Here is a 13,648-nt window from a genome sequence, read left to right on the forward strand (position 1 = left end):
CGCCGCTTCGAACGACTGTCGATCGCGGGCGGCGGTGTGCGAAACCTTGGTACGAACCGCGATCCGTGATAGAACTTGTTCTAATTTCGGCGATGGGAGCGCGTACAGTGCGGTACGGAATTGTCTTGTTCACCAGCGATCGGGGCATCACCCCCGCCGTCGCGGCCGCCACCGCCGAGCGGGCCGGCTTCGATTCGTTCTACGTGCCCGAACACACCCATATTCCGGTGGTGCGCGCGGCCGCGCATCCCACGACCGGGGATGCCACCCTCCCCGACGACCGCTACCTGCGCACCCTCGATCCCTGGGTGGCACTGGCCACCGCCGCCGCCGTCACGGATCGGATCACCCTGTCCACCGCGGTGGCGCTGCCCGCCGAACACCACCCGATCACCCTCGCGAAAACCATCGCCTCACTCGATCACCTGGCCGGCGGACGGGTCAGCCTGGGCGTCGGATTCGGTTGGAACACCGACGAACTCGCCCATCACGGCGTTCCGGCGAATAAGCGCCGCACCGTATTGCGTGAGCACCTTGACGCCATGCGGGCCCTCTGGACCACCGAAGAGGCAAGTTTCGACGGCGAATTCGTGCGATTCGGGGCAAGCTGGTCGCGGCCGAAGCCGACCCAGAAGACCATTCCCGTGGTGCTCGGGGCCGCGGGCGGCGAGAAATCCTTCACCTGGCTCGCCCAGCACGCCGACGGGTGGCTCACCACGCCGACCGAGGGCGTACTCGACACCAAGATCGCACTGCTGCACCGCATCTGGCGCGACCACGGCCGCGAAGGTACCCCGCAGATCATCGCGCTGGCCGGGCGTCACGACGCCGCCCAGCTCGCCGAATGGGCCGAACTCGGCGTCACCGAGGTCGTTTTCGGCTTGCCCGACAGCGGCGCCGATACCGTCCGAAGCTACCTGCACAAGCTCGCGGGCAAACTCGGTCTCACCACATACGACGGACCGGAGCGGCGCTGGGCCGAATACGCACCCGAACCCGACTGAGCCATGGACGCCGGTGCCCCGCCCGGAGTCCGGGCGGGGCACCGTTGTCTGTCAACGCAGATCGCGACGGCGGAAGGCGACGATGCCGACGGCGAGCAGCCCGCCCGCGATGCCGACCAACCAGAGTATGGGCTGCCACTGGAACGGCGCGCCGGGCAACTTGGGCGGGTGCGTGAACGGCACGAAGTCCACCAGCCACTGCGGCAGGCCGTCCAATGCCCCGAGGAAGTAGATGACCAGCATGCCGCTGAGCACGCCCCAGGCGACCGGGGTGAAGCGCGGAGCAATCCCGAACATCGCCATCGTGATGCCGGTCAACACCCAGATCGCGGGCACCTGGACCAGCGCGGCGCCGAGTGAATCGCCGAGCTTACCCACCAAATCACCGTCCATCGCACCGTAGACCACGCCCAGCGCCGCACCGGCGATCAGCAGCAGTACCGCCGGACCGAGCAGCGCGAAACCGAGGTGGCTCAGCGCGTATCGCTCGCGGCTCACCGACCCGGCCAAGGTGGTCTCGGCGCGCTGGGTGGACTCCTCGTCATGCAGCCGTAGCACGGCCGAGATGGAGTACGCCGCCGCGGCCATCGCCAGGAAGGACACCGCAAAGGTGATGAAGGAGTTCTGCAACACCTCGGTGCCGCCCATCCTGGCCAGCATGTCGAGGATCTGCTGGCTGTCCTCGAGCATCTCCCCCACGCTATCGATGGCGCCACCCATCAGTAGTCCGTAGAGCAGGAACCCGATGGACCAGGCCAGCAGGGTGCCACGCTGTAGACGCCAGGCCAGGCCGGCCGAACCGGACAGGCCGGATGCCGCGACCGACGGGCCGGGCCGTTCGGCGAGCAGACCCGATCCGGTATCCCGGCGACGCAGCAGCGCGTAGGCGGCGGCGACGGTCACCGTGGCCACGGCGAACAGCGGCAGCAGCACCCACCAGCGCTCATCCGCGTACGGTCGCATATTGATACACCAGCCGAGCGGTGAAAACCAGGACAGCACACCGTTTCCCGCGTCACCTACCGCGCGCAGCGCGAATGCGGTGCCCAGCGCGGCGAATGCCACCCCGCGCGCGACCCGCGCGCCGGTGCTCAGCTGCGCCGCGACGGCGGCGACCCCGGCCCAAGCCATTCCGGACAGCGCCAGGGTGGCTCCGTACGCGACCGATCCCGCGGCGGGTAGATCGCTCCCGTACAGCGCGCCCGCGGCGAGGACGCCGACGAACAGGCAGCCCACCATGGTCAGCACCAGGGCGGCGGTCAGTCCGGCGAAGCGGCCGATGCTGGTGGCGCCCACCAGCTCCGCACGTCCGGTCTCCTCCTCGACCCTGGTATGCCGGACAATGGTGAGGATTGTCGCGATCGCGATCAGCGCGTAGAACGGCCCGGCCTTCCACAGGCCGATCGAACCGGCCTCGGTGCCGAATACCGGTCCATACATCGCGATCAGAGCCGGGCTGTCCATAATGGACTTCGCGTAATTGTCCAGTTGGGCCTGGGTGTCGTAGAGGCCCGTGGTGCTCTTCACGTAGAAGGACGGCAGAAGCCCGAAAGCCAGCACCCACAACGGCAGGACGATTCGATCCCGCCGCAGATACAGCCGCAGCAGCTGTCCGGTACCCGCGAAATCACCCCCACCGCCGAAAGCCGGTGCGGCAAAAGCGCGATCGGCGGTTGCGGTGGTCATGCCCGCACCTTCTCCCCGGATGCCCCGACGGATTCGGGGGTCGCGCCGTCGACGTGGTAGTGCCGCAGGAACAGCTCCTCCAGGGTCGGCGGCGCACTGGTCAGGCTGCGCACCCCCGTGTCGCCGAGCACCCGGATCAGTTCGCCCAGGTGTTCACCGTCGACCTGGCAACGCAGAGTGGCTCCATCGCGCTCGATATCGTCAACCCCCGCGATGCGGCTGAGATCGCCGGGGTCGCCGAGCAATTCGGCGGTGATCGAGGTGCGCGACAGATGCCGCATTTGCGCCAGCGACCCGCTCTCCACGGTTCGCCCGGCGCGGATGATGGTCACCCGATCGCAGAGCACCTCCACCTCGGACAGGATGTGGCTGGACAGCAGCACCGTGGTGCCGCGCTCCTGCGCCTCCCGGGTGCATTCGCGAAATACCTGCTCCATCAACGGATCCAGACCCGAGGTCGGCTCGTCGAGCAGCAGTAGCCGCACGTCCGAGGCGAAGGCGGAGACCAGCGCGACCTTCTGCCGGTTGCCCTTCGAGTAGGTGCGTGCCTTTTTCCGCGGATCCAGGTCGAACCGTTCGATCAGCTCGGCGCGGCGCTCGGCGTTGATGCCGCCGCGCATCCTGGCCAGCAGGTCGATGGTCTCACCGCCGGACAATGACGGCCACAGCGTGACATCGCCGGGCACATAGGCGAGTTCGCGATGCAGATCGACCGCGTCGGTCCACGGATCGCGGCCGAACAATGCGGCGCGACCCGCGGTGGCGCGCAGGATGCCGAGCAGGACTCGGATGGTGGTGGACTTCCCCGCGCCGTTGGGGCCGAGGAAGCCGTGGATCTCGCCCTCTTCGACGGAAAGGTTCAGTCCGTCGAGGGCCTTGACGTGTCCGAAAGTCTTATGGAGATCTGTGATCTCGATGACGGGCTGGGTGGCTCGATTGGCCATCATTGCTCCTCGATCAGTGCGTCCAGCAGAGTCGAATCGGTCAGCATTCCCTGGGTGTAGAGCTCCAGTGCCGGGAGGGTGGTCTCCTCGGCGAGGTCACGAATGGCCTTGCGGTAGTCGATTTTTCCCTCGCGCTGTACGCGCAGTTGCAAATAGAGGTTCATGGCTCCGACGTGGCAGAGCACGAGGTAGCGGGCACGGGCCGCGTGATCACGGCTCGGCTTGAACTGTCCGGCGTCCACGGCGACCTGCATGTATTTTTCGGCGTCGTCGATCATGTGCTCGAGCAGCGATTCCGCCAAGGCGCCGCCTGCCTGGAAGCTGCGCAGCATATAGGCGACCACCGGGGCGTAGACCTCGATCTCGGCGAGCGCGTTGATCATGCCGGTCGGCCCTGGCGAGTTGATGGCCTTGACCTTCTCGACCCGGATGATCTCGAGCACCCGCTCGTCGCAGACGGCGCGCAGCCCCTCCTTGGAGCCGAAGTGGTGATTCACCAGCCCCGGAGAGACACCGGCCGCCGCCGCGATGGCACGGACTCCGACCTGGAATCCGTGTTCGCCGAACACATCGATCGCGGCATCGCGGATGCGTGCGGCGGTCGTCAGGTCCGAGGCGGTCATCTCTTCGGCGGGTCCTTGCGATACGGCATCTCGGCTAAACACATGTTCAACATGTTAAACACTTGTTCAGCCCGCGGCAAGGGGTTCACTGCACTTGTCGCGTCGATCGGTCGCGGTCGAACCCGACTTCGGTCGATCACCGGACACGGTGCCGCACGATGTCTACGCTTCTCAGGTGTCGGCGCCGCCACCGACCGGAGTTCGAATCGTTCGTCTCGGGAGGAGCTGGTCATGCCACAGATGCGTTCGTACGAGCCGGGGGTTCCCTGCTGGGTGGATCTCGCCACGCCGGACCTCGAATCCGCCAAGGCGTTCTACGGCGATCTGTTCGGATGGCACGCCAATGTGTCGCCGGATCCGCAATACGGCGGGTACACCATGTTCACGCTGGAGGGCACCGAAGGGCACGAGGTCGCTGCCGCGATGCCGGCGATGAACCAGTCGCAACCGCCCGCGTGGACCACCTATGTCAGCGTCGTCGACGCGGACGCCACCGCCGAGGCCGTGCAGACGGCGGGCGGCCGGATCTACGCGGAGCCCATGGATATCCCGAAACAGGGCCGGATGGCGGTCTTCGCCGACCCCACCGGCGCGGTGCTCGCCGCCTGGCAACCGTACGACTTCGCCGGCGCCGGATATGTGAACGATCCGAATACATACTGCTGGAGCGAACTCAACAGCCGTGACGTGGACGCCGCGAAGGATTTCTACGGTGCGGTATTCGGCTGGGAGGGCGCCACCAGCGAGTTCGGTACCACGACCTACACCGAATGGAAGGTCGGCGGCCGATCCATCGCGGGCATGGTGCAGATGGACGATCAGTGGCCCGCCGACCTACCGGCGCACTGGATGGTCTACTTCGCGGTCTCCGACACCGACGCGTCCGCGGCCAGGACATCGCAACTGGGCGGCACCGTCTCGGTGCCGCCGACCGATATCCCGATCGGGCGCTTCGCGGTGCTCGGCGACCCGCAGGGCGCCTACTTCTCCGTCATCCGATTGAACGGCTGATCCGGCCGCCTCGATGCGGTAACCCGCAGGTCGGCGCCGAGACAAGATTCGACGGCTATGGTCGGGAGTATGGCCACCGGCAGCTCATCGACGGCAGATCATCTTCGTGCGGCGCTCGACGGACCCTGGCGGGACGTGCGGGACAAGGCTCGGATCCAACTCGCGGAGGACCGGTTCACCGGGGATCCGTACCTTGACTACAAGGCGGCGCGGGCCCGGGTTCTGGACCAGATGCGGGTCGTCGCGACCATGGGTTACGCCGAACGCGGGTTCCGGAGGGAGAACGGCGGCACCGGTGAGCCCGGCGCGGCGGTGACGGGGCTGGAGATGCTGGCCTACGCCGACCTGTCGCTGTGGGTGAAGTCCGGGGTGCAGTGGGGATTGTTCGGCGGCGCGGTGGAGAACCTCGGCACCGAACGGCACCGCGACTACATCAAGCGTCTGCTATCCCTCGACCTACTCGGCTGTTTCGCGATGACCGAGTCCGGACACGGCAGCGACGTCGCGCATGTCGAGACCACCGCGACCTATGATCCGGCCAGCCAGGAATTCGTCATCCACTCCCCGACTCCGTCGGCGCGCAAGGACTATATCGGCGGCGCGGCCGAACACGCCAGGATGGCAGCGGTTTTCGCGCAGCTCATCACCGGCGGCGAGAACCAGGGCGTGCACTGCCTGCTGGTGCCGATCCGCGACGAGCAGGGCGCGGACCTGCCCGGCGTCACCACCTTCGATGACGGGCTCAAGGGCGGACTGCCCGGGGTCGACAACGGGCGCATCGTCTTCGACCACGTCCGAATTCCGCGCGAGAATCTTCTCAACCGCTACGCCGACGTCGCGCCGGACGGGACCTACAGCTCCGAGATCGAGAACGCGAGCCGCCGATTCTTCACCACCCTGGGCACTTTGGTGCGCGGGCGGGTCAGCGTGGGCGGCGCGGCGGCCGCCGGCGCGCGGGTCGCGCTGAGCATCGCGGTGCGTTACGCGCTGAAGCGGCGTCAGTTCTCGGATCCGGATACCGGCGCGGAGACATTGCTGCTGGACTACCGCAGTCACCAGCGCAGACTGCTTCCCTTGGTCGCGCGTTCGTTCGCGCTGGCCTTCGCGCAGAACGACCTGGTACGCCGAATGCATCTGGTGCAGACCGGTCAGGATCTCGATCCGAGTGCGCAGCGCGCACTGGAGAAGCGGGCCGCGGGTCTCAAGGTGGCCCAGACCCGGCATGCGACCCGGGCCATCCAGGAGTGCCGCGAAGCCTGCGGCGGCGCGGGCTATCTCACCGAGAACCGGCTGGTGACACTCAAGGCCGACACCGATGTATTCACCACCTTCGAGGGCGACAATGTGGTGCTCACCCAGTTGGTGGCCAAGGAACTGCTGACCGCCTACTCGGACGAGGTGCGTGACCTCGATGCGCTCGGCTGGGTGCGCTTCGCCGCGACCATGGCCGGTGATGTGGTGCGCAAGCGGTCCGGGGTGCGTCAGATGATCCAGACCCTGCGCGACCGCTCCGACGAGGGCGTCGATGAGGGCGATCTGTCCCGGCGCTCGGTGCAACTGCAATTGTTCGCCGACCGGGAGGACTATCTGGTCCGCACCGCCGCGCACCGGCTGCGGGCCCGCGCCAGGGAAACCGGCCCGTTCGAGGCGTTCAACAACGCACAGGACCACATCCTGGCCGCGGGCACCGCGCATATCGACCGCCTCGTCCTCGAGGCGTTCATCGACGGCATCGCCGGTATCGAGGATGTGGACGCGCGCGCCCTCGCCGAGGCGGTGTGCGATCTGTTCGTCTACTCGCTGGTGGAGGAGAATTCGGCCTGGTTCATCATGCACCGGTTCATGTCGGTGGAACGCGCCAAGGCAGTCCGCCGCGGCGTCAACGAACTCGTCGACCGTCTCCGCCCGCAGGCGTCGACCCTGGTGGAGGCGATGGGTGTACCTGAGTCGATGCTGCATGCGGCCATGCTGGAGGACGCAAGCGTCTACGAGCGGGACTGAGTATCGGGCGGGGGCGTCAGTAGGCGCCCTCACCGCGGGCCACCGCGCCGATGGTCTTGGCGATCAGCAGCAGATCCAGGACCATGGACCAGTTTTCGACATAGGACAGGTCGAGGCGCACGGAGTCCTCCAGGGACAGGTCGGAACGTCCACTGACCTGCCACAGGCCCGTGACGCCGGGTTTCACCAGGAGCCTTCGGCGCATTTCACCGTCGTAGGAGTCGACCTCTCGTTGAACTTGGGGTCGAGGTCCGACGACGCTCATCTCGCCGCGCAGTACGTTCAGGAACTGTGGCAGTTCGTCCAGGCTGAACTTCCGGATGAAGCGGCCGACCGGGGTGACCCTGGGATCGTCCTTCATCTTGAAGAAGACGGGATTGCCGCCGTTGCGTTCGATGAGTGCGACGACGCCGCGGTCGGCGTCGGTGTACATGCTGCGGAATTTGATCATCTGGAATGGTTTGCCGCCCCGGCCGATTCGCTCCGATAGATAGAACACCGGGCCCGGACTCGTCAGTTTCACGGCCACCGCGATACCCACCAGGACGGGTGCGATCGCGATCAGTACGCAGGTCGCGAAGCAGAGGTCGAAGACGGCCTTGCCGGTCGACTTCGCCCGGTCGTATTGCGGCTTGGCGATATGCAGCATCGGCATGCCCGCGACCAGCCGGTTGGTCAGGCGCGCGCCGGAGATGTCGACGACGCCGGGGGCCACGACGAGTTCTACTCCGAGCGGATCGAGTTCCCATGCCATGCGACGCAATTCGACCGGACCGAGGTAGTCGGTCGCGGTGACCGCCACCGTATCGGCGCCGCTGCGCCGCACCGCGTCCAGCACCGAGCGATCGTCGCCGACGACCGAGAATGTCCGCCCCGAGGCTTGCAGACCGCGGCCCGCTTTTCCGAGTATTCCATCCGGAATACACACGCCCACAACGCGATAACCGGCATCCGGATCGCGCGAGAAGGCGGTTGCCATTGCCTGCGCGGCCTCCGGCGGTCCGACAACCAGCACCGCGGTCAGATACTGGTCGCGGATGCGACGCCGCGCCCGCGCGTGCAGCCGCCAACCCAGCCTGCTGAGCATCAGACCGAACAGGCCGAGCGGAAGCGCGATCGCCAGATACCCACGCGCGAACTCGATCTGGAAGATCAGCGACACGATCGCCAGTAGCCCGAACAACCGTAGTGTCGCGGAGACCAGTCGCCGGTATTCCTCCGAACCGCTCCCGACCACCTGGGGTGATCGGCTGTTGCCGACGGCGAGAATCACCACCCAGACCAGTGCCAGCAGGACCGAGACACCGGTGTAGCCGACCTCATAGGGCAGCGCCCACGCCAGTGGGGGCGCCACGGGCCCACCGAACCGGATGATCTGCGCCAGCAGCACCGCCGCCGCGATCACCATCGAATCCGTTGTACCCAAACGTTTTACGTACTCGGCCTGCCAGCGTTCCCGTTCAGAACGCGGCAAGACATGGGACGGACCCGGAAGATCCAGATCGTCGCCATCGGTGAGCTCGTAGCTCATGAACACGCACCTCCCCCTGGGAGAGAATTTGTCACCCCCGATCCCCATCGACCGGTCCCCGCGGCAAGCATTGGCCGCCTCGGGTGTTCGGTCATTCGGCGCCCAACAGAAGATTGTTACAGAACACAATCCTTTTCACATATCGAATCGCAAGGGCCGCAAAGTATTCCACGAAATAGCCGACAGAGGGACGGTTGGTTTCATTCCCTTAATCCGACGGATACACAATCGAGAAGCATGCTGGTGGCACATATCCCGCCACACGAGTCCCTCACTCCCGGAAGGGGAGATACCACCAAGCATGTCGATAACCCGTTGGATGCCGCCCCCCGGAAACCCCGCGAACTCGTCCGGAAACCGCTACTACACAGCCGATTTCGGCAGCGGCACGCAGGCGCTTGGTTGTAACGTCTCCCTGGATCGTGTCGACGTCAGGGGCGTGCCGGAGGACGTCCGGCCGATCAACTCTCGGCAGAAGGTGGGGCCACATGCGTTGTCGATTGTGCGATTCGGAGCGATTGTCGAGCGTGCTCGATCTCGGAGCGACACCGCCGTGCGAGAAATTCCTCGCGGCGGACGAACTCGATCTTCCCGAACCGACGTATCCGCTCCACCTACGGCTCTGCGACGACTGCCTCCTGCTCCAGATCCCCGCGTTGATCACGCCGGAAGAAACATTCACCGAATACGCGTATTTCGCATCATATTCCGAAAGTTGGGTGCGCCACGCCGAATACTTCATTCTGCAAGCCATCGATAGGCTCGGTCTCGGATCGGAGTCCCTCATAGTGGAGGCCGCGAGCAACGACGGGTACCTGCTGCGGCACGCGGTGGCCGCGGGCATCCCATGCCTCGGCATCGAGCCGTCGGTGAATGTCGGCGCGGCAGCGCGCGCTGCGGGGGTGCCGACCGAAACCACCTTCCTGGACGAGGATTCGGCCGCGAAGGTGCGCGCCGCCTATGGACCGGCCGATCTGGTGGTCGCCAATAACGTCTACGCGCACGTGCCCGACCTGCGCGGCTTCACCCGGTCGCTACGTACCCTGATGGCCGATGACGGCTGGCTCTCGATCGAGGTGCATCACGCGCTGAATCTGGTGCGGCTCGGGCAATTCGACACCATCTACCACGAACATTTCCAGTACTACACGGTGCTGTCCGCGCAGCGCGCTCTGGCCACCGCCGGGCTGGCCGTGGTGGATGTCGAGCTGCTGGCGACCCATGGCGGCTCCATCCGCGTATGGGCGCGCCGGGAGGCGATCGCGGGCACACCGACCGCTCGGGTCGCGGAGGTGCTGCGCCTGGAATCCGAAGCGGGACTGCACCATCGGGATGGTTACCTCGATCTGAAACCACGCGCCGAAGCGGTGCGACAGGAACTACTGCGGTTCCTGCTCGACCGGCGCGCCGCAGGCAAACGCGTCGTCGGCTACGGCGCGCCGGGCAAGGGCAACACACTGCTCAACTATTGCGGTATCCGTCCCGACCTGCTCGAATACACGGTCGACCGAAATCCCTACAAGCACGGCAGATTCACACCCGGCACTCGGATTCCGATCCATCCGCCGGAGCGTATCGATGCGGACCGGCCCGATGTGGTGCTGGTGCTGCCGTGGAATCTCGAAGCCGAGATCACCACGCAATTGAGTCATCTCACCGAGTGGGGCGGCGAACTCGTCTACCCGCTCCCGACACTGCACCACGCCCACCTCGGCGACGCTGCCGAATCGGTCGATGCCGACCGCGATCCCGGTGCCGGGTCCACCGGAAATCCCGAAACACCTCACGCAAACCTCACGGGGAGGGAACCCCAATGAAAGTTGTGCTGTTCTGCGGCGGCTACGGCATGCGAATGCGCGACGGCTCCGACGACATCATCCCCAAGCCCATGCAGCTGGTCGGTCCGCGACCGCTGATCTGGCATGTGATGCGCTACTACGCGCACTTCGGTCACAAGGACTTCATCCTGTGCCTCGGCTACGGCGCCGAGCACATCAAGAACTTCTTCCTGACCTACGAGGAATCGGTCTCCAACGATTTCGTGATCCGCGACGGCCGGGTCGAGCTGATGCGCGAGGACATCAGCGACTGGTCGATCACCTTCGTGGACACCGGCGTCGAATCCGCCATCGGGGAGCGCCTGCGCCGGGTGCGCCAGTACCTCGACGACGACGAGATCTTCCTGGCCAACTACGCCGACGTACTCACCGACGCACCACTGGACACCATGGTCGACCGATTCACCGCCTCGGGCGCGGCCGCGTCGATGCTCGTGGTACCGCCCCAGCAGTCGTTCCACTGCGTAGATCTGACGCCGACCGGCGAGGTCAAGGAGATCCTGCCGGTTTCGCGCATGCCGCTGTGGGAGAACGGCGGGTATTTCGTGCTCAGCCAGGAGGTTTTCGATCTGTTGCCGCCGGGCGGGGATCTGGTCGCCGACGCCTGCGGCACCCTGGCCGGACAGGGCAGGCTCTTCGGCTATCAGCACCTGGGCTTCTGGAAGCCGGCCGACACCTTCAAGGAGCGCGCCGAACTCGACGCGGGGTACCGCAGCGGCGACCGACCGTGGATGGTCTGGGAGCACGCGTGATCCGACTGACCGCCGCGGCGGTGGCGGAGATCGCGGTGATCGGCGCGCACTGCGACGATATCGCGATCGGGATGGGCGCGACATTGCTCGCGCTCACCCGCACCCGCCCGGGACTGCGGGTGCGCGCGCTCGTGCTCTCCGGCGCGGGCACCGCACGGGAAGACGAGGAACGCGGGGCACTGGCCGCGTTCTGTCCGGACGCCGATCTCACCGTGACGGTGCTCGACATCCCGGACGGCCGCGCACCCGCGCACTGGGATCGAATCAAGAATGCGCTGGCCGACTTTCGCCGCGGGACCGAACCGGATCTGGTGTTCGCACCGCAGCGTGGGGACGCGCACCAGGATCACCGGCTGCTCGCGGAGCTGGTGCCCACCGAATTCCGCGATCAGCTGATACTGGGCTACGAGATCCTCAAGTGGGAGACCGATACCCCACGGCCGACCATATTCCACCCGGTGCCAACGGAACTCGTCGAAGAGAAGTCCCGGCTGCTGCACAAGTACTACCCGTCGCAGATCGGACGCGACTGGTTCGACGAGCAGGCGTTCATCGGGCTGCCCCGGCTGCGTGGGGTGCAGTGCCGGACCGGGCACGCCGAAGCATTCGTTCTGGAGAAAGCCATCATCGAGCTGGGAGGAAGCTGAATGCGGGTACTCGTCACCGGACACCAGGGGTATCTCGGCACGGTCATGGTGCCGGTGCTGCGGGCCAACGGCCACCAGGTGGTCGGCCTCGATATCGGATATTTCGCCGATTGCGTACTGGGCAGCTTTCCCGGCGATCCCCCGGGCGTCGTCGTCGATCTGCGCGATGTGACGGTCGAGCAACTGCGCGGCTTCGACGCGGTGATCCACCTGGCCGCGCTGTCCAATGATCCGCTCGGCGCGCTCGCGCCGGAGATCACCTACGACATCAATCACCACGCGTCGGTACGGCTGGCTCGGCTCGCCAAGGAAGCCGGCGTTCGGCGTTTCCTGTACGCGTCGACCTGCTCGGTCTACGGGGCGGCCGGGGACGAGCTCGTGACCGAGGACGCGCCGCTACGGCCGATCACGCCGTACGCCGAGAGCAAGGTGCGAGTCGAGGACGATGTCGCGGCGTTGGCCGACGACGACTTCTCCCCCGTATTCCTGCGCAATGCCACGGCATTCGGTTTCTCGCCGCGGCTGCGCGCCGATATCGTGCTCAATAATCTGGTCGGCTATGCCGTGCTGACCGGCGAGGTCAGGGTGCTCTCCGACGGCACGCCGTGGCGGCCGCTGGTGCATGCGGGCGATATCGCGTGGGCATTCGCGACCTGCCTGACCGCACCCGAGGCCGCGATCCACTGTCGCGCCTTCAATATCGGCACCGAGCAGAACAATCTGACCGTCGCCGAGATCGCCGAGGCGGTGGTCGCCGCGGTGCCGGATTCGACGCTGGTCATCACCGGGGAAAGCGGTCCGGATCCGCGTTCCTATCGCGTCGATTTCACGGCCGCGCGCCAGGCCATCGGGTTCCGGGCCTGGTGGAGCGTGCCCGCGGGCGCGACCCAGCTGTACCAGGAGTACGTCTCGAGGGGGCTCACCAGCGCCGAGTTCTTCCACCGTTTCACTCGCCTCCCGCATCTGGAGCGGCTGCGCGATACGGGGGTGCTCGACGCGTCGATGCGCCGGACGGGCTCGGTCAGCGACCCTGCCACACGATTCTGAGCAGATGCTCCCAGCTGCCCGCGGCCGCATCCCTGGCCGAGACGACGCTCGGCGGCAACGGCCACTCGATGCCGAGATCCGGGTCGTCGTAGGCGACGCCGATATCCTCGGCCGGGTCGTGCGGGCGGTCGATCCGGTAGCACACGTCGGCGGTCGCGCTCAGCGCCTGGAAGCCGTGCAGAAATCCCGGTGGTATGTACAGGTGCCGGAATTCGGTGTCGTCGAGCCGAAACGCCTGCTGGCGTCCGAAACTCGGCGACCCCGGCCGGATATCGACGAGCACGTCGTGCACCGCACCGTTGGCGCAGCGCACCAGCTTCGCCTCGCCGCGCCCCGAGCGCCCGTGCATACCGCGGATAACCCCGCGCACCGAACGGGATTGGGAGTCCTGGACGAACGCCGCGCCCACGCCCGGGGCGCCGAGGTACTCGTCGAAGAGATCCGCATCGAAGGTCCTGGTGAACAGACCGCGGTCATCGTGGAAGGGCCGAGGAATCAGCAGCAGGACATCGGCGAGCTCGGTCTGCTCGATACGCACCGGGTCATCGTGCCATGAAGCGAGGA

General features: G+C 66.4%; 12 protein-coding genes. 7 read left to right on the forward strand and 5 right to left on the reverse strand.

The genetic code is table 11. The features are described 5' to 3' along the window. The first annotated feature begins 107 nt into the window (after nt 1-107). The gene (locus AB0H61_RS08330; RefSeq protein ID WP_357301307.1) at nt 108-1,004 is read left to right on the forward strand and encodes a TIGR03619 family F420-dependent LLM class oxidoreductase; all 897 of its coding nucleotides are present in this window, start codon (nt 108-110) and stop codon (nt 1,002-1,004) included. Nucleotides 1,005-1,055: 51 nt separating this feature from the next. Here the strand turns inward: AB0H61_RS08330 and AB0H61_RS08335 are convergent, their stop codons facing one another. The 3 genes from AB0H61_RS08335 to AB0H61_RS08345 are packed head-to-tail and all read right to left on the reverse strand — an operon-like array spanning nt 1,056 to nt 4,257. Continuing rightward, nucleotides 1,056-2,690 (reverse strand): ABC transporter permease, encoded by a 1,635-nt coding sequence (locus AB0H61_RS08335; RefSeq protein WP_357300717.1) that lies wholly within the window; start codon nt 2,688-2,690, stop codon nt 1,056-1,058. Continuing rightward, a complete protein-coding gene (locus AB0H61_RS08340) occupies nt 2,687-3,634 on the reverse strand; it encodes an ABC transporter ATP-binding protein (RefSeq protein ID WP_357300719.1) in 948 nt (315 codons plus the stop codon). The genes AB0H61_RS08335 and AB0H61_RS08340 overlap by 4 nt, the downstream gene beginning before the upstream one ends. Further along, complete coding sequence (locus AB0H61_RS08345) at nt 3,634-4,257, reverse strand: TetR family transcriptional regulator (protein ID WP_357300720.1); 624 nt, start codon at nt 4,255-4,257, stop codon at nt 3,634-3,636. The genes AB0H61_RS08340 and AB0H61_RS08345 overlap by 1 nt, the downstream gene beginning before the upstream one ends. A 231-nt stretch (nt 4,258-4,488) precedes the next feature. Between AB0H61_RS08345 and AB0H61_RS08350 the strand changes: the two genes are divergently transcribed. Then, nucleotides 4,489-5,268, forward strand: a complete 780-nt coding sequence (locus tag AB0H61_RS08350; RefSeq protein ID WP_357300722.1) for a VOC family protein — start codon at nt 4,489-4,491, stop codon at nt 5,266-5,268. A gap of 69 nt (nt 5,269-5,337) precedes the next feature. Further along, on the forward strand, nt 5,338-7,269 hold the full coding sequence (locus AB0H61_RS08355; protein ID WP_357300723.1) for an acyl-CoA dehydrogenase: 1,932 nt from the start codon (nt 5,338-5,340) through the stop codon (nt 7,267-7,269). A gap of 16 nt (nt 7,270-7,285) precedes the next feature. Here AB0H61_RS08355 and AB0H61_RS08360 read toward each other — a convergent pair whose 3' ends face one another. Next, a complete protein-coding gene (locus tag AB0H61_RS08360; RefSeq protein WP_357300725.1) occupies nt 7,286-8,800 on the reverse strand; it encodes a sugar transferase in 1,515 nt (504 codons plus the stop codon). Between the two features lie 488 nt (nt 8,801-9,288). Between AB0H61_RS08360 and AB0H61_RS08365 the strand changes: the two genes are divergently transcribed. The 4 genes from AB0H61_RS08365 to AB0H61_RS08380 are packed head-to-tail and all read left to right on the forward strand — an operon-like array spanning nt 9,289 to nt 13,084. Beyond that, nucleotides 9,289-10,617, forward strand: coding sequence for a class I SAM-dependent methyltransferase (locus tag AB0H61_RS08365; RefSeq protein WP_357300727.1), 1,329 nt, complete (start codon nt 9,289-9,291; stop codon nt 10,615-10,617). Beyond that, on the forward strand, nt 10,614-11,390 hold the full coding sequence (locus tag AB0H61_RS08370) for a glucose-1-phosphate cytidylyltransferase (RefSeq protein ID WP_357300729.1): 777 nt from the start codon (nt 10,614-10,616) through the stop codon (nt 11,388-11,390). The genes AB0H61_RS08365 and AB0H61_RS08370 overlap by 4 nt, the downstream gene beginning before the upstream one ends. Further along, a complete protein-coding gene (locus AB0H61_RS08375; RefSeq protein WP_357300730.1) occupies nt 11,387-12,037 on the forward strand; it encodes a PIG-L family deacetylase in 651 nt (216 codons plus the stop codon). The genes AB0H61_RS08370 and AB0H61_RS08375 overlap by 4 nt, the downstream gene beginning before the upstream one ends. After that, on the forward strand, nt 12,038-13,084 hold the full coding sequence (locus AB0H61_RS08380) for an SDR family oxidoreductase (protein ID WP_357300731.1): 1,047 nt from the start codon (nt 12,038-12,040) through the stop codon (nt 13,082-13,084). It begins immediately after the preceding gene. Here the strand turns inward: AB0H61_RS08380 and rfbC are convergent. Next, nucleotides 13,059-13,622, reverse strand: coding sequence for a dTDP-4-dehydrorhamnose 3,5-epimerase (rfbC, locus tag AB0H61_RS08385; RefSeq protein ID WP_357301309.1), 564 nt, complete (start codon nt 13,620-13,622; stop codon nt 13,059-13,061). The genes AB0H61_RS08380 and rfbC overlap by 26 nt on opposite strands. Nucleotides 13,623-13,648: the final 26 nt, after the last annotated feature.

This window comes from Nocardia sp. NPDC050710, assembly GCF_040654375.1.
In the GTDB taxonomy this organism is placed as follows: domain Bacteria; phylum Actinomycetota; class Actinomycetes; order Mycobacteriales; family Mycobacteriaceae; genus Nocardia.

Bases quoted from the DNA above. Each gene is read 5' to 3' on its own strand.
- AB0H61_RS08335 (WP_357300717.1), bottom strand. From the start codon at position 2,690: ATGACCACCGCAACCGCCGATCGCGCTTTTGCCGCACCGGCTTTCGGC.
- AB0H61_RS08340 (WP_357300719.1), bottom strand. From the start codon at position 3,634: ATGGCCAATCGAGCCACCCAGCCCGTCATCGAGATCACAGATCTCCAT.
- AB0H61_RS08345 (WP_357300720.1), bottom strand. From the start codon at position 4,257: ATGACCGCCTCGGACCTGACGACCGCCGCACGCATCCGCGATGCCGCG.
- AB0H61_RS08350 (WP_357300722.1), top strand. From the start codon at position 4,489: ATGCCACAGATGCGTTCGTACGAGCCGGGGGTTCCCTGCTGGGTGGAT.
- AB0H61_RS08355 (WP_357300723.1), top strand. From the start codon at position 5,338: ATGGCCACCGGCAGCTCATCGACGGCAGATCATCTTCGTGCGGCGCTC.
- AB0H61_RS08360 (WP_357300725.1), bottom strand. From the start codon at position 8,800: ATGAGCTACGAGCTCACCGATGGCGACGATCTGGATCTTCCGGGTCCG.
- AB0H61_RS08365 (WP_357300727.1), top strand. From the start codon at position 9,289: ATGCGTTGTCGATTGTGCGATTCGGAGCGATTGTCGAGCGTGCTCGAT.
- AB0H61_RS08370 (WP_357300729.1), top strand. From the start codon at position 10,614: ATGAAAGTTGTGCTGTTCTGCGGCGGCTACGGCATGCGAATGCGCGAC.
- AB0H61_RS08380 (WP_357300731.1), top strand. From the start codon at position 12,038: ATGCGGGTACTCGTCACCGGACACCAGGGGTATCTCGGCACGGTCATG.